Source organism: Paenibacillus sp. FSL R5-0517 (assembly GCF_037974355.1).
In the GTDB taxonomy this organism is placed as follows: domain Bacteria; phylum Bacillota; class Bacilli; order Paenibacillales; family Paenibacillaceae; genus Paenibacillus.
Genome location: NZ_CP150235.1, coordinates 4,490,894 through 4,505,380, shown reverse-complemented (window position 1 = coordinate 4,505,380; position 14,487 = coordinate 4,490,894). Strand labels below are relative to the sequence as shown.

Genomic DNA, 14,487 nt, shown 5'->3' with positions numbered 1-14,487 from the left:
GTTGGTTCCGGCAGCTGTTACTAGGAGTTATGGAAAAGAGGTGTTTACGATGAGTGAAGTATTAACATCACTTCAAGAACGATATGAAAGCCTGAAAGAGCAGGCATCACTGGATGAAGCGGCGCAGGCCTTATTTGCAGAACTTTTCGCAGAAGCGGAGCGACTGCAGGCAAGTAACCTGACGCTGCGCAGAACGATCCTGAAGTCTTCTTCCAAAGAATCACGTATGTCTACCAAACTGCGGGATGCCTTATACGAATGACCCGGAGATTACTCCGGGTCCTCTTCTGTCTTTAATTTGCGAGGGAATAGAATACCTGCTGTAATTCTGGCAATCATGGCAAAGGTGAGACCTATGCCTGCAAACATGTAGATGACAGTAAAGGCTTTACTGAATCCGGTGGATGGCACAAATTCAGGATGTCCAACCGTAGTCAGAGTAACCGCACAGAAGTATAATGCATCGATCCAGTGCAAACCTTCAACACGAGTGTAAAACAAAGTGCCTGACAGCAACGTTGCTGCCGTTAACGCGAACAAAGCCAGAAACTTGGGGTCTTTGAACGCATGGAAAATGCCTTTGAGTAGTCGTTGTAACGTGATTAAAAATGATACCATGATGATCCATCCTGTCTATGTAAAGTAGGCTGTGTGTTGTAAAAACACACAAAAAGCCCGGACTCAACGAGTCCCTCCGGGCGTCTCTGCTTTTTCGGGTACATTTTTGGATCGGAAACGGGGACCTACATAATTACGCTTGCGGTCACGGAACAAGATCCAGCCTCCCAGAAAACTCATACCTGCGGCAAACAGGACAAGTCCACCGCCAAAGGAAAGCCACTGGAATCCTGGTGAAATCAGTTCGTTCCCGTGCTCGGCATAATATAGGAACAGGGCGTCTTTCATCATCAGAAAACCCTTCATTGCCATTAAACCGGGGATGACCAGAACAACAATCGCCAAAAATCGCGCAAATACCAATCTTGTATTCATGAGCATTATACCCTTTCTGCCAAAGTCGACATTAAATAAAGGTTACGCTTACAGATCATACCTGATTCCATCATAGCTTGGAATGCTTGGGCTGTCCATGTGTGATTGGTTCAAACTTTGAGTTGACCGCTCAAGGAGAGTACAATGGCATATAGAGGGTATATTCCAAACCATGATTCAAGCCATCATAAATGATACTGAAATTTGATTCATAGAGGAGAGCATGAGAGATGCCAATTACATGTGATGTAGCAATTCTTGGAGGAGGAACTGGTGGATATGTAGCCGCAATCCGAGCTGCACAGCTAGGAAAACAGGTCGTTATTATTGAGAAGGACAAGCTCGGCGGAACCTGTCTGCATCGTGGGTGTATTCCGAGCAAAGCTTTGCTGAAAAGCGCGGAAGTGTACGCCGAGATTCAGGAGAGCGAGACGTATGGTATTGAGACAGCTGGAGCCACACTTGTATTTCCCAAAGTACAGGCGCGTAAGGATGCGATTGTGGAGCAGCTCCATCAGGGCGTTCAATATTTGATGAAAAAAAATAAAATCCAGGTCGTACACGCGAACGGTCGCGTGATCGGACCTTCCATCTTCTCCCCGCAGAGCGGAGCGGTCGCTGTAGAGTTTGAAGATGGGGAGATGGATACGGTTGTGCCGACCAATCTCATTATTGCTACTGGTTCACGTCCACGTGTGCTGCCAGGGCTGGAACCGGATGGCAAGTTTATTATGAGCAGTGACGAAGCACTGCGTATGGACGAGCTTCCTGCATCACTTATTATTGTCGGCGGTGGTGTGATTGGACTGGAGTGGGCATCCATGCTGAATGACTTTGGTGTAGACATCACGGTGGTAGAAGCTGCTGCTCACGTGCTGCCTGCAGAGGATGAGGATGTTGCAAGAGAGATGCAACGATTGCTTGGTAAGCGGGGGGTTCGTTTCCTGACAGGAGCCAAAGTGCTAACGGAAACCTATAGCACGGATACAGATGGCATCCAGATTGATGTGCAGCTTGGTGACGAAAAGCAGGAAACGCTGAAAGCGGAGAAAATGCTCGTGTCGGTTGGACGTCAGGCCAATGTCGAAAATATCGGACTCGAAAATACGGATATCAAGCTGGAGCATGGCTTCATTGCTGTGAACAAACAGCTACAGACCGGTGAAAGTCACATCTACGCTATTGGCGACTGCATTGGTGGTCTACAGCTTGCGCACGCGGCAAGTCATGAAGGCATTCTCGCTGTCAATCATTTGGCAGGGGAAACGGTACATGCCGTTGAATCTCACCGTATACCGCGATGTGTGTACACACGTCCGGAAGCAGCAAGCATTGGATTCACCGAGCGTGAAGCCAAAGAACGTGGCTATGACATTAAAACAGGCAAGTTCCCGTTTCAGGCGATTGGCAAATCGCTCATTCACGGAAGTCGTGATGGATTCGTGAAGGTGATCGCAGATGCCAAGACGAATGATATATTGGGGGTACATATGATTGGCACCCATGTGACTGAATTGATCGCTGAGGCTTCACTGGCTCAGATGCTGGATGCCACACCTTGGGAAGTCGGACAAACCATTCATCCGCACCCTTCTCTGTCGGAAATCATGGGTGAAGCCATGCTGGCGGTCGATGGAAAGGCCATTGGAATGTAAGCCAAAGAGGCTTATGAGAAAGGTTCTTTCCTTTTTTGGGTAAAAGGGATTATAATAAGGTTAAGCCAAGTCTTAGTACCAGGTTATAAGATCGGGTAGTAAGAGTGGCACAGGCTCTGATTAAAAGGAGGTACCTCATATGAGTTCACAAGGTACTGCAGACGCGGTCCACCGGCATCAACAGCTGGGACTTAGCGATGGTGAAGTATTGGATATGTACAAATACATGCTGCTCGCACGCAAGTTTGACGAGCGTTGCTTGCTCTTGCAACGGGCTGGCAAAATTAACTTTCACGTATCCGGTGTAGGGCAAGAGGCTGCGCAAGTAGGCGCTGCTTTTGGTCTGGACCGGGATCACGATTATTATTTACCGTATTACCGCGATTATGGTTTTGTACTGGCGGTAGGCATGACTCCGCGTGAGTTGATGCTGTCTGCTTTTGCAAAAGCGGAAGATCCGAATAGTGGCGGCCGGCAAATGCCGGGTCACTTCGGTCACAAAAAGCTGCGGATTGTGACGGGCTCCAGCCCGGTTACAACACAGGTTCCGCACGCTGTCGGGTTTGCATTGGCTGCCAAAATGAAGAAGCAGGAATTTGTTTCTTTTGTTACGTTTGGTGAAGGATCAAGCAACCAGGGTGACTTCCATGAGGGAGCCAACTTTGCAGGTGTACACAAGTTGCCTGTCATTATTATGTGTGAGAACAACCAGTATGCGATTTCGGTTCCAATTCACAAGCAGCTTAGCGGTAAAATATCGGATCGTGCACTCGGTTACGGTTTCCCCGGACTGCGTGTAGATGGTAACGATGCGCTCGAAGTATACGCTGCTGTGAAGGAAGCACGTCAACGTGCCATAGCAGGCGAAGGACCCACACTGATTGAAGCGATGATGTATCGTCTCTCTCCTCACTCCACTTCTGACAATGATCTGGCTTACCGGACCAAGGAAGAAGTTGAAGAGAACTGGAAGAAGGATGGCGTGCTTCGCATGAAGAACTATCTGATTGATTGCGGCATCTGGGACGACGCCCGGGATGCGGATCTGGCTTCCCAGCTTGCGCTGGAAATGAAAGAAGCGACTGAATATGCAGACAACGCGCCATATCCGAAACCTGAGGACACTCTGACGCACGTTTATGCGGACAGCGAAGAAGGGGGACGGTAAGTATGGCAGTGATGGAATATATTGATGCAATCCGTCTCGCGATGAAAGAAGAGATGGAGCGGGATGAGAATGTCTTTATCCTCGGTGAAGACGTAGGGGTCAAAGGTGGTGTGTTCACCACAACCAAAGGCTTGCAGGATCAGTTTGGCGAGATGCGTGTCATGGACACACCGTTGTCCGAATCAGCTATTGCAGGTGTTGCCATCGGTGCAGCGATGTATGGCATGAAGCCGATTGCCGAGATGCAATATTCGGACTTCATGCTGCCGGCAACAAACCAGATCATTAGTGAAGCGGCCAAAATTCGTTATCGTTCCAACAATGACTGGAGTTGTCCGATTGTCATTCGAGCGCCGATTGGTGGCGGAATCTTCGGTGGGTTGTATCACTCCCAATGTCCGGAATCGATTTTCTTTGGTACACCTGGTCTGAAAATTATAGCGCCATACTCGGCATACGATGCCAAGGGTCTCCTCAAAGCGGCCATTCGCGACCCGGATCCGGTACTCTTTTTTGAAAATAAAAAATGCTACAAGCTCATCAAGGAAGATGTGCCTGAGGATGATTACATCGTTCCGATCGGCAAAGCCAACGTACTTCGTGAGGGTGCAGATATTACGGTGATCGGCTACAGCCAGCCGCTGCATTTTGTCATGCAGGCTGCTGAGGAGCTGGAACGTGAGGAAGGCATTACAGCACACGTTCTGGATCTGCGCACATTGCAACCGCTGGATCGTGAAGCGATTATTGCTTCCGCTCGTCTGACGGGCAAAGTGCTGATCGTTCACGAAGATAACAAAACAGGTGGTGTAGGTGCCGAAGTTGCCGCGATTATTAGCGAGGAATGTCTGTTTGAACTGGATGCACCGATTCAGCGTCTCTGTGGACCTGACGTGCCGGCCATGCCAATTAGCCCAACATTGGAGAAATTCTACATGCTGAGCAAGGACAAAGCCAAAGCAGCAATGCGTACACTTGCCGAGTTTTAATTTCGTTTTTTGGATCGTTTAAAAGTAAAGTTTGGAGTGATAATCAAATGGCTGAACGTATGAAATGGATCGAGGTCATTATGCCGCAATTGGCGGAATCGCTGGTCTCGGCTACCATAGGCAAATGGTTGAAAAAACCGGGCGACCGTGTGGAACAGTACGAGCCGATCTGTGAAGTAATCACGGATAAAGTCAATGCCGAGATTCCATCCACGGTGGATGGAATTATGGGTGATCTTTTGGTGGAAGAAGGCACAACGATTGCTGTTGGTGAAGCAATCTGCCGCATGCAGGTCGCAGCTTCTGACGAAGAAGCGGCTGAGCAGGTAACACAAGTATCGCAGCAACAGGAGCAAGTGCAGCATAATACGGCCCATACTCCTGTTGCCGTCTCAAATACAGCAGCACATGACCTTAATCAGCCGATGCGTAATCGGTATTCCCCGGCAGTGCAATCCCTGGCAGCAGAGCATGGTTTGAACTTGCAAAGCATTCAAGGTACTGGAGCAGGTGGTCGTATTACCCGCAAAGATGTGCTGGCATTTGTTGCACAGGGAGGTAATGTGGCTGGATCGTCTGCGTCTGCACAAGCATCATCTCCAGTTGCACAGCATACACCTTCTGGTGTGCCGTCTGCTTCTCCATTCAGTGGCGTAAATCGTGGAAACGGAGACATGGGTTTAACCGCTGGAGAAGCGATCTCAGCGTCCGATGCAGGCGTTCCTGTGAGACATTCAGGTATTCATCTAACCGAAAGCCCGAAAATTCCACAGATCGAAGTAGAAGGTGGCGGCCAGGGAAGATCGGAGTATTTCATTGATGTTACCCCTGTGCGTAATGCGATTGCGCGGAATATGCGTCAGAGCGTATCGGAAATCCCGCATGCATGGACGATGATCGAAGTAGACGTGACGAATCTCGTAATGCTGCGCAATAAACTCAAGGATGAGTTCAAGCGCAAGGAAGGCATCAATCTGACATATCTGTCCTTCATGATGAAGGGTGTCGTTAATGCGATTAAAGACTATCCCATCATGAACTCGGTATGGGCAGTGGACAAAATTATCGTCAAACGGGACATTAACCTGTCCATGGCGGTAGGAACCGAAGATTCCGTACTTACACCGGTAATCAAACATGCCGATCAGCGAAATATTGCAGGTCTGGCCCGTGAAGTAGATGAACTGGCTCGCAAAACACGTGAAGGTACGCTGAAGCTGGACCATATGCAAGGTGGTACGTTCACAGTGAACAACACCGGTTCATTCGGTTCGATCCTGTCCCAGCCAATCATTAACTATCCGCAGGCAGCGATTCTTACATTCGAGTCGATTGTCAAGAAGCCCGTGGTTATTAATGATATGATCGCTGTTCGTTCGATGGCTAATCTGTGTCTGTCGCTGGATCACCGAATCCTGGATGGCGTAATCAGCGGACGTTTCTTGCAACGTGTCAAAGAAAACCTTGAAGGATATACCATGGAGAGCACGGTGTATTAAGTAAATAGTAGACGGGAAAGTGTATGTGCCGGAGGCCGTGCACTTTTCCTGCTGTCTATGGACAAGTGCTCAATTGTACATTGAACCTGAAGCAGAAGGGTGTGGGGAATCATGAGCAAGCCGCTGGATGTTGCATACATACCGATGCTTGATTATGAAGAGGCTTGGAACCGCCAGAAAGCGATTGTGCAGCGATTGGACGAGGGCGAGGGAGCCGAGCAGATGCTGCTTTTACAACACCCGCCAACGTATACGATTGGTTCACAAAATCATCCGGAGCATCTGCTTCTCAGTCCGGAAGAATTGCGTGAGCAAGGGATTTCTTTGTTTCAGATTGATCGGGGCGGTGATATTACTTATCATGGCCCGGGCCAGTTGGTAGGTTACCCGTTATTGATTCTTGGTCGGGATGAAGACTTGGATCTACACGGATATTTGCGGAAACTTGAGCAGGTACTTATAGATTATCTCGCAGACCAAGGCATCGAAGCCGGACGCAAAGAGGGGTATACGGGTGTGTGGATCGGCGATATGAAGATTGCTGCGATCGGCATCAAGTTTAATCGCTGCAAACATCGCCGCGGTTTCGTGACCAGTCATGGGTTTGCTTTTAACATCAGCTCAGGCATTCAACATGCTGGTTTTCAGGGGATTGTTCCTTGTGGAATTGAGCAATATGGTGTTACTTCACTGGAGGATATCACGGGCAAGTCTTATACAGTGGAGCAGGTAGCACGCGAGATTGTTCCGTACTTTAATCGCATTTTTCCATATCAAATCAATTGGATTAGCGAAAAAGAAGCCCTTCAACGTCTGTAAACAGTTCGTCGAAAGGCTTCATGTGGCTATCCGAACAGCAACGGTTCGAGAGCGATGAAAAGGGTGGACCCGATCATGGCGATCAGCATGAGATAGATGATGATTTTGAACCATTTCTTTTTTTGCATGACGAGAGAACTCCTTTCAACATAAAGTAAGCCATAGTAATTGTATTGTACCGTATCCACGAGAGGGAGGAAAGTCCTATGATTAAACAACAACGTGTTATCGATCAGTTCATGGAACTGGTTCAGATTGATAGTGAAACGAAAAATGAACAGAACATCTCCAAGGTGCTTAAAGAGCAGTTTGCAGATCTCGGCCTTCATGTCTATGAGGACGACACCATGGAACAAATCGGACATGGTGCGGGAAATCTTGTCATTACCTGGGAGGCCGAAGGAACAGATGGTGTTGCACCGATCTTTTTCACATGTCATATGGACACCGTAACGCCGGGACAGAGCATTAAACCTGAACTGGGTGAAGATGGCTGGATTCGCAGTGATGGAACAACGATCCTGGGAGCAGATGACAAGGCAGGGATTGCGGCACTGTTCGAAGCGATTCGTGTGATTCAGGAGAACAAGATTCCACATGGTAAAATTCAATTCGTCATTACGGTGGGCGAAGAGTCTGGCCTGGTGGGCGCACGTGCCATGAATCCGAAGGATATCGATGCCGAATTCGGCTATGCGTTGGATTCCAACGGAGCTGTAGGGACGATCTGTGTAGCTGCACCGGCCAGAGCCGAAATCCAAATGAGCATCTATGGGAAGTCCGCACATGCGGGCGTGAACCCGGAAGACGGGATCAGCGCCATTCAGGTTGCTGCCAAAGCCATTGCAGCGATGAAGCTTGGACGAATTGATGATGAGACAACAGCAAACATTGGTAAATTCCAGGGTGGATCAGCACTCAACGTGGTATGTGACTTTGTACAGATTGAAGCGGAAGCTCGCAGTATTGTGCAAGAGAAAGTGGAATTGCAGGTAGCACAGATGCGTGATGCGCTCGAAACAACATGTCGCAAATACGGTGCAACGGCTGAATTCAGAAGTGAAATCCTTTATCCGGCATTTGGTTTCCATGATGAGCACGAAGTTGTGCAGCTTGCACAACGCGCCATCCGCAGTATGGGTCTCGAGACTCGTACGTTCGCTTCTGGTGGGGGCAGTGATGCCAACATCTTTAACGGATTTGGTATTCCAACCGCGAATCTGGCGGTAGGGTATGAGGATATTCATACAACCAAAGAACGTATTCGTGCCGAAGACATTGTGAAGTTGTCCCAAGTGGTGGTGGCAATTATTCAGGAAACGGCAGCTGGCAAGAAATAAGATACTGCACATGTTACCTCACATGTTTTTAGACAAAAGTCCGAACCCGGTCTGTACGGATTCGGACTTTTTGTAAATTCATGTTATATTTCAAGGGAGAAGACTCGTTAATATCGGATGAAACATGTGTCTATGGCTAAATAGATTAATGCCCCATTGATTTGCGTCCAGCGAGCAGATCACTTAATTTGGCATCTGGTCCCCACTCGTGCAACCATTGCTTAAGGATGAGCTGTACTTGCCGGGCTTGTCCTACCACGTGTACGGATTTAGGCGTCAAATAACTGTTCATCAAAATTCCCCCTGAATTGTTTATATTTGCTGTGAGAGTTCTATACGCTCACCATATGCCCAAAATCAGAGATTTATACATTAACCGAATATATAATCCAATGATATGGAGTTGAAGAACGAATGAAATCAAACCAATCTGCTCAATCCATCCACGTGGCGCAACCTGCCAATCCAAAACTAGATGAAGTGACCGTATCCACCAAGCCCATCTTCGAGGGGAAAGTGATTTCACTACAGGTCGATACGGTTAAACTGCCGAACGGTGAGACGGCTACACGTGAGATAATCCGGCACCCTGGAGCAGTAGCTGTACTCGCTCTGAATGGGGATCGCATGCTTGTAGTGGATCAGTATCGTCAAGCAATGGGGCGCACCGAAGTGGAGATTCCTGCGGGGAAACTGGACCCTGGAGAAGAGCCGGAAGTGGCTGCCGCACGTGAATTGCGAGAAGAGACGGGATATGTGGCCAAGTCGCTGCGTCATCTGCGTTCGTTCTACACCTCACCAGGGTTCGCAGATGAGATCATTCATCTATACATCGCTGAAGAGTTGGAAGCCGGAGATATGGAACTGGACGAAGATGAATTCCTTGAAGTATCCGAGATCACACTGGAGGAAGCCTACGCACTCATGGACGATAACCGGATTAGTGATGCCAAAACGATGATGGCTGTGTATGCGTGGGACCTCTACCGAACGACAGGACGGTTCTAGGGATGAATGACCAACTGAAAACGTCCACGATGTGGGAGCCTTGTTATACAGACCTGCATATTCACATCGGACGAACCTCTCGCGGCGAGGCCGTAAAAATCAGTGGCAGTCGCGATCTGACATTTGAGAACATTGCCCGGGAAGCATCGGATCGCAAAGGAATTCATTTGCTGGGTGTGATTGATTGTCATTCGCCGGTTGTACAGATGGATATCGAGCAATTGCTGGAGAACGGTACGATGTCCGAGATTGAGGGGGGCGGTATTGCCTACCAGGACACCACCATTCTGCTGGGTACAGAGATTGAGCTGCGCGAGCCTGAAATGCGCGAGTTCCATATGCTCGCATACTTCCGTGATCTGAAAACGATGAAGTCCTTCACGGACTGGATGAAACGTTATATGAAAAATGTGAATCTCAGTTCTCAGCGGGTATACGTGCCCGCTCTAGAGATGCAGGCCGAGATTAAGGCACGTGGTGGACTAATTGTGCCTGCACATGTATTTACACCGCATAAAGGCATCTATGGCAGTACAGCCCCCCGTATGGGCGATGTGCTGGATACCCGTCTTGTGGATGCGGTAGAGCTGGGGTTAAGCTCAGACTCATCCATGGCCAGTTATATTCAAGAGTTGGACCGTGTACCGTTCCTGACCAATTCGGATGCTCATTCACTTGGTAAGATTGGACGGGAGTATAACGAATTACTAATTGCTGCCCCTTCTTTTGATGAATTCCGTATGGCACTTCAAGGAGAAGATGGCAGGAGCATTGCTGCCAATTATGGACTGAATCCAAGGCTGGGCAAGTATCACCGTACCTACTGTGCAGCGTGTGGCAGTATCATGGATGAGCAAGCGATGTCGGCAGAGCGTTGCCCTCACTGTGGCAGTCTGAAGCTTGTTCAAGGGGTATTGGATCGCATTCTGGCCATCTCTGATCGGGAGATTCCTCATGTTCCTGCAAACAGACCCGCCTATCATTATCAGGTACCACTGGAGTTCATTCCGGGACTTGGCAAAGCAAAATTGCGCCAGTTACTGGACCATTTTGGTACAGAAATGAATGTGCTTCATCGTACGCATGAGGAAGAACTTGCTGCGGTTGTTGGACCTGTGCTGGCTGGCTTGATCGTGGCTGCGCGGAATGGGCAACTGGAATTGTCCTCCGGAGGTGGAGGAACGTATGGTAAAGTTGCTGTTCAGGAAAGAGCCACGGAGTGACTCGTGTAAATATGCTGTAGTTATATTCCGAGGTTCAACTCATATAGCTTTCACCATACAGGGAACCAATCTGGACAAGAAGTCATACAGGTGCATTCCGGTTCATAAGAATGACTATAAGGATGTAACTGAGAATCCTTGCAGCATGATACCGGAAAGGGGACTCGTACCTGTATGCGCTCATCCTACTTTACATTTAAAGGTCAGACTTCGTTATATGTATTCGTGGCTGTCTTGTTTCTGGTCGGCGTCATTTTTGGCGCGCTTATGGTGAATGCATTGTCTCTTGATCAACGCCAGGATCTGGAGGGTTATCTCGGTAATTTCTTCATGACCGTGCAGCACAGTGCACAGATGACAGAGACCGGGGCCTATTGGGACATCGCCATGCTTCATCTAAAATGGGTAGGTCTAATCTTTATTCTGGGTTTATCCGTCGTTGGACTGCCTGGTATACTGGTTCTGGATTTTCTGAAAGGTGTGCTCATTGGATTCACTGTGGGTTACCTGGTTGGACAGTATTCTTGGAAAGGGCTGCTGTTTGCACTGGTTTCCGTGGCACCACATAATCTATTTGTCATTCCAATCCTTCTGATCTGCAGTGTGGCGGCGATGACATTCTCGCTATACATCATTCGCAATCGTGTTTTGATGCAGCGAACACCCGGTCGACAAAGGCCGTTTGCTTCATATATAGTGTTAACTTTGGTTATGGCTGCAATGCTGCTCGGCGTGGCGTCTTTCGAAACATGGGTTACACCTGCGATGATGCGCTGGGTCACGCCAATGCTACTACCGGCATAACGTGCAATGCATAGTGTAAAATGTTGACTTTAATTACGCACTCCCCCTATAATGAAAAGAGTGGGTTAAGTTGCAGTGTGCAGTGATTTCCTAGGGGGAGGGAGAAAATGGAAGCACGGATTGATAAAATTAAGCAGCAACTACAGTCCCAAGGATATAAATTAACGCCCCAGCGGGAAGCCACCGTAAGAGTACTTCTTGAGAATGAAGAAGATCATCTGAGCGCAGAAGACGTATTCATGCTCGTTAAAGAAAAGGCTCCCGAAATCGGTCTGGCAACCGTGTACCGTACCCTCGAACTGCTGAGTGAGCTGCATGTTGTAGAGAAAATCAACTTCGGCGACGGTGTAGCGCGTTATGATCTGCGCGGAGATACATCCAAGCATCACCATCATCACTTAATCTGTGTTCAATGCGGAAGTATGGATGAAATACGTGAAGACTGGCTTGGACCGCTTGAAGAGCGTTTGGAGCGGGAATTCAACTTTTCGGTAGTAGATCACCGACTGGATTTTCATGGAATTTGTTATCGTTGCAAAGCTAAAAATGAACAGAAACCCAAAGATGAAGAATAACATAGCATATCTTCAAGCTCTCACCGGCGGTTTTGACGGGAGAGCTTTTTTGGCACCGGACGTGATCTGGAGTTTACCCCGAATGGCATAAACTTGTGTTTATGGACATACCCTGATTCAAGGACGTTACCGGATTTGAATCAGAAGGGGGATATACCCATGATTATATCAGTGCGGAGAGGGCTCCGTTTTATTCGATTTATTATATTTTTTGCTGCACTAGTCTATCTGTTCTATCATGTTCTGGATCTGTTCAATGGCTGGATCTCACCTGTGGACCAGTATCAGATGCCGACTGGCAATGCAATCAAAGTATTTCAGGAAACGGATTGGCCGGGTAATGGAGAAGGACGTCCTACGATGGCAGAGCGTCTCCGTTTGTTCTATTGGTACGGGGAGTAGCTTCGAACAGTCAGGGATGCAAATACGGGAGCAGTCTGCCAGAGCGGCAGATCTGTCAGTTGAGGAGCGTTGTACATGAAACAGACGATACACGCCTATGCCTTATACTTGGAAGATGATAAAGGGATGTCGAGCAGCACACTTGAATCGTATCTCCGAGACGTGGACAAGTTCATTGAATTTGCAGATAAGGAATTTGGCATACGCAAAGCCGATCAGGTCAGACGCACGCATGTCGTCCTGTTTGCAGGTCAGCTCAAACAGGCAGGACGTGCTAACGCAACCATTGCCCGCAGCATCGTATCTCTGCGCTCCTACTTTCACTTTTTGATGCGCCGGGGGGAGATTATACAGGACCCTACGTTTGATGTGGAAGCTCCCAAGGCGGACAAGTCGCCACCACAGGTATTAAGTATACAGGAGATCGAACAACTGCTGACAGCGCCTGATATTCGTTCACCGCAGGGTGTGAGAGATCGAGCGATGCTTGAACTGTTATATGCTACAGGTATTCGGGTCTCGGAACTGATTGCGCTGGACATTCGGGATGTACAGCCAGGCATGCGTTTTATACGATGCGGTGGAGCGGGCAAAGAACGCATTCTTCCCATCGGTGCACCCGCTGCACATTGGGCAAGTGTATATGTGGAGGAATTCCGCAACAAATTGCTCAAAACCGATTCGGACGAGCAGGCACTGTTCGTGAATGTATCTGGCAGACGTTTAACCCGGCAGGGCTTCTGGAAGCTGCTCAAAAAAGCGGCAGTGGATGCAGGAATCTCGGATGAAATTACACCGCATACACTGCGTCATTCCTTTGCGGCACACCTGATTGCCAATGGGGCGGACACACGTGCGGTTCAGGACATGCTGGGGCACGTAGAGCAGCCGGGGCAACAATATGGCAACCATGGTCGCAAAACCATGAAAGAAATCTATGAAACCCATCACCCGAGGGCAAAATAGATTTTGACGCATGGCATTCACAAATAAATGCGGAACATCGCGACAATTTAGGATAAAATAAATTGAATACATCCAAACGCCGTTATACATAAGCAGTTTGCATAAATTCGGATTGAATAGATTTTGCAAAATGCGTCTATAGACGGATCGTTTCAACTCAAGGAGGAACATACATCGCATGACAGCATTAAACCAACAAATGATTTCGGAAGCAGCCTCTTATATTCAAAGCAAAAGCTCCATCAAGCCGGAAGTCGGTTTGATTTTAGGTTCGGGTCTTGGCGTACTGGCAGAACTGATTGAAGATGGCGTAAGCATCGCTTATCAGGATATTCCACATTTTCCGGTGTCCACAGTAGAAGGGCATGAAGGTGAGCTATTGGTCGGCACCATTAAAGGCCGTCCAGTCGTGATGATGAAAGGCCGCTTCCACATGTACGAAGGATATGGTCCGGAATTGACAGCTTTCCCGGTACGAGTAATGAAAGAACTGGGTGTAAGCAGCTTGTTTGTAACCAATGCAGCGGGCGGCGTGAACACGTCGTATGAAGCTGGAGATTTGATGCTGATCTCTGATCACTTGAATCTTACAGGCAAAAATCCACTGATCGGACCCAATGACGCTGCCCTGGGCGTGCGTTTCCCTGATCTGTCCGAAGCCTATAGCCGCCGTTTGCGTGCGCTGGCGAAGGATACGGCGGCTTCACAAGGTTTTAACGTACGTGAAGGGGTATACGCAGGTATGCTTGGTCCGAACTACGAGACACCAGCAGAGATCAAAATGCTGCGTACATTGGGCGCAGACGCAGTGGGCATGTCCACTGTATCTGAAGTGATCGTGGCACGCCATGCAGGTCTAGAAGTGCTAGGTATTTCCTGTATCAGTAACATGGCTGCCGGAATTCTGGACCAGCCGCTGTCACATGATGAGGTGATGGAAACGACGGAGCGTGTTCGTGAGTCGTTCCTGGCGCTGGTATTGGCTGTTATTCCACAAATGTAAGCAAGAGTTGAGTAGAGAAGGTTACCTCTTCGAATGAGAAATC

Annotated in this window: 18 protein-coding genes; 14 read left to right on the top strand and 4 right to left on the bottom strand. The window is 48.5% G+C overall.

The features are described 5' to 3' along the window. Positions 1–49: 49 nt before the first annotated feature. Positions 50–262, top strand: coding sequence for a hypothetical protein (locus MKX40_RS20020; protein WP_253438764.1), 213 nt, complete (start codon positions 50–52; stop codon positions 260–262). Positions 263–270: 8 nt separating this feature from the next. On the opposite strand, the gene MKX40_RS20015 is transcribed toward MKX40_RS20020, so the two are convergent. After that, complete coding sequence (locus tag MKX40_RS20015; RefSeq protein ID WP_192133999.1) at positions 271–618, bottom strand: potassium channel family protein; 348 nt, start codon at positions 616–618, stop codon at positions 271–273. Between the two features lie 63 nt (positions 619–681). Then, entirely contained in the window at positions 682–999 is a 318-nt protein-coding gene (locus tag MKX40_RS20010; protein ID WP_339235424.1) for a DUF2627 domain-containing protein, read from the bottom strand. Between the two features lie 224 nt (positions 1,000–1,223). Here MKX40_RS20010 and lpdA point away from each other — a divergent pair, with 224 nt between their 5' ends. The 5 genes from lpdA (at position 1,224) to lipB (ending at position 7,123) form a co-directional block, all read left to right on the top strand. After that, on the top strand, positions 1,224–2,648 hold the full coding sequence (gene lpdA / locus MKX40_RS20005) for a dihydrolipoyl dehydrogenase (protein ID WP_339235421.1): 1,425 nt from the start codon (positions 1,224–1,226) through the stop codon (positions 2,646–2,648). Between the two features lie 139 nt (positions 2,649–2,787). Continuing rightward, the gene (locus MKX40_RS20000; protein ID WP_339235418.1) at positions 2,788–3,816 is read left to right on the top strand and encodes a thiamine pyrophosphate-dependent dehydrogenase E1 component subunit alpha; all 1,029 of its coding nucleotides are present in this window, start codon (positions 2,788–2,790) and stop codon (positions 3,814–3,816) included. A 2-nt stretch (positions 3,817–3,818) separates the two neighbouring features. After that, a complete protein-coding gene (locus tag MKX40_RS19995; protein ID WP_062835245.1) occupies positions 3,819–4,805 on the top strand; it encodes an alpha-ketoacid dehydrogenase subunit beta in 987 nt (328 codons plus the stop codon). 47 nt (positions 4,806–4,852) lie between these two features. Continuing rightward, on the top strand, positions 4,853–6,304 hold the full coding sequence (locus MKX40_RS19990) for a dihydrolipoamide acetyltransferase family protein (RefSeq protein WP_339235415.1): 1,452 nt from the start codon (positions 4,853–4,855) through the stop codon (positions 6,302–6,304). A gap of 111 nt (positions 6,305–6,415) precedes the next feature. Further along, a complete protein-coding gene (lipB, locus tag MKX40_RS19985) occupies positions 6,416–7,123 on the top strand; it encodes a lipoyl(octanoyl) transferase LipB (RefSeq protein WP_339235412.1) in 708 nt (235 codons plus the stop codon). Between the two features lie 26 nt (positions 7,124–7,149). On the opposite strand, the gene prli42 is transcribed toward lipB, so the two are convergent. Continuing rightward, entirely contained in the window at positions 7,150–7,251 is a 102-nt protein-coding gene (gene prli42 / locus MKX40_RS19980) for a stressosome-associated protein Prli42 (RefSeq protein WP_017687624.1), read from the bottom strand. A 78-nt stretch (positions 7,252–7,329) separates the two neighbouring features. On the opposite strand from prli42, the gene MKX40_RS19975 reads away from it, so the two are divergent. Beyond that, the gene (locus MKX40_RS19975; RefSeq protein ID WP_339235410.1) at positions 7,330–8,463 is read left to right on the top strand and encodes a M20/M25/M40 family metallo-hydrolase; all 1,134 of its coding nucleotides are present in this window, start codon (positions 7,330–7,332) and stop codon (positions 8,461–8,463) included. Positions 8,464–8,608: 145 nt separating this feature from the next. On the opposite strand, the gene mciZ is transcribed toward MKX40_RS19975, so the two are convergent. Beyond that, entirely contained in the window at positions 8,609–8,755 is a 147-nt protein-coding gene (gene mciZ / locus MKX40_RS19970; protein ID WP_253438738.1) for a Z-ring formation inhibitor MciZ, read from the bottom strand. A gap of 122 nt (positions 8,756–8,877) precedes the next feature. Here mciZ and MKX40_RS19965 point away from each other — a divergent pair, with 122 nt between their 5' ends. The 7 genes from MKX40_RS19965 (at position 8,878) to MKX40_RS19935 (ending at position 14,444) form a co-directional block, all read left to right on the top strand. After that, entirely contained in the window at positions 8,878–9,471 is a 594-nt protein-coding gene (locus tag MKX40_RS19965) for an NUDIX hydrolase (RefSeq protein WP_339235406.1), read from the top strand. Positions 9,472–9,473: 2 nt separating this feature from the next. Beyond that, complete coding sequence (locus MKX40_RS19960; protein WP_339235403.1) at positions 9,474–10,694, top strand: endonuclease Q family protein; 1,221 nt, start codon at positions 9,474–9,476, stop codon at positions 10,692–10,694. 174 nt (positions 10,695–10,868) lie between these two features. Continuing rightward, positions 10,869–11,498, top strand: coding sequence for a stage II sporulation protein M (spoIIM, locus tag MKX40_RS19955; protein ID WP_339235400.1), 630 nt, complete (start codon positions 10,869–10,871; stop codon positions 11,496–11,498). A 107-nt stretch (positions 11,499–11,605) separates the two neighbouring features. Further along, positions 11,606–12,073: a Fur family transcriptional regulator gene (locus tag MKX40_RS19950; RefSeq protein WP_090922447.1), complete on the top strand. Its 468-nt coding sequence runs from the start codon at positions 11,606–11,608 to the stop codon at positions 12,071–12,073. Between the two features lie 159 nt (positions 12,074–12,232). After that, positions 12,233–12,475 carry a DUF4227 family protein gene (locus tag MKX40_RS19945; protein WP_017687632.1) on the top strand — a complete coding sequence of 81 codons (243 nt, stop codon included), beginning with the start codon at positions 12,233–12,235 and terminating at the stop codon, positions 12,473–12,475. Between the two features lie 75 nt (positions 12,476–12,550). Further along, entirely contained in the window at positions 12,551–13,441 is an 891-nt protein-coding gene (locus MKX40_RS19940) for a tyrosine recombinase (RefSeq protein ID WP_339235398.1), read from the top strand. A gap of 178 nt (positions 13,442–13,619) precedes the next feature. Beyond that, on the top strand, positions 13,620–14,444 hold the full coding sequence (locus MKX40_RS19935; protein ID WP_339235396.1) for a purine-nucleoside phosphorylase: 825 nt from the start codon (positions 13,620–13,622) through the stop codon (positions 14,442–14,444). The last annotated feature ends 43 nt before the right edge of the window (positions 14,445–14,487 follow it).

Coding starts and splice junctions, on each gene's coding strand:
- MKX40_RS20020 (WP_253438764.1), top strand. CDS start 50: ATGAGTGAAGTATTAACATCACTTCAAGAACGATATGAAAGCCTGAAA.
- MKX40_RS20015 (WP_192133999.1), bottom strand. CDS start 618: ATGGTATCATTTTTAATCACGTTACAACGACTACTCAAAGGCATTTTC.
- MKX40_RS20010 (WP_339235424.1), bottom strand. CDS start 999: ATGCTCATGAATACAAGATTGGTATTTGCGCGATTTTTGGCGATTGTT.
- lpdA (WP_339235421.1), top strand. CDS start 1,224: ATGCCAATTACATGTGATGTAGCAATTCTTGGAGGAGGAACTGGTGGA.
- MKX40_RS20000 (WP_339235418.1), top strand. CDS start 2,788: ATGAGTTCACAAGGTACTGCAGACGCGGTCCACCGGCATCAACAGCTG.
- MKX40_RS19995 (WP_062835245.1), top strand. CDS start 3,819: ATGGCAGTGATGGAATATATTGATGCAATCCGTCTCGCGATGAAAGAA.
- MKX40_RS19990 (WP_339235415.1), top strand. CDS start 4,853: ATGGCTGAACGTATGAAATGGATCGAGGTCATTATGCCGCAATTGGCG.
- lipB (WP_339235412.1), top strand. CDS start 6,416: ATGAGCAAGCCGCTGGATGTTGCATACATACCGATGCTTGATTATGAA.
- prli42 (WP_017687624.1), bottom strand. CDS start 7,251: ATGCAAAAAAAGAAATGGTTCAAAATCATCATCTATCTCATGCTGATC.
- MKX40_RS19975 (WP_339235410.1), top strand. CDS start 7,330: ATGATTAAACAACAACGTGTTATCGATCAGTTCATGGAACTGGTTCAG.
- mciZ (WP_253438738.1), bottom strand. CDS start 8,755: ATGAACAGTTATTTGACGCCTAAATCCGTACACGTGGTAGGACAAGCC.
- MKX40_RS19965 (WP_339235406.1), top strand. CDS start 8,878: ATGAAATCAAACCAATCTGCTCAATCCATCCACGTGGCGCAACCTGCC.
- MKX40_RS19960 (WP_339235403.1), top strand. CDS start 9,474: ATGAATGACCAACTGAAAACGTCCACGATGTGGGAGCCTTGTTATACA.
- spoIIM (WP_339235400.1), top strand. CDS start 10,869: ATGCGCTCATCCTACTTTACATTTAAAGGTCAGACTTCGTTATATGTA.
- MKX40_RS19950 (WP_090922447.1), top strand. CDS start 11,606: ATGGAAGCACGGATTGATAAAATTAAGCAGCAACTACAGTCCCAAGGA.
- MKX40_RS19945 (WP_017687632.1), top strand. CDS start 12,233: ATGATTATATCAGTGCGGAGAGGGCTCCGTTTTATTCGATTTATTATA.
- MKX40_RS19940 (WP_339235398.1), top strand. CDS start 12,551: ATGAAACAGACGATACACGCCTATGCCTTATACTTGGAAGATGATAAA.
- MKX40_RS19935 (WP_339235396.1), top strand. CDS start 13,620: ATGACAGCATTAAACCAACAAATGATTTCGGAAGCAGCCTCTTATATT.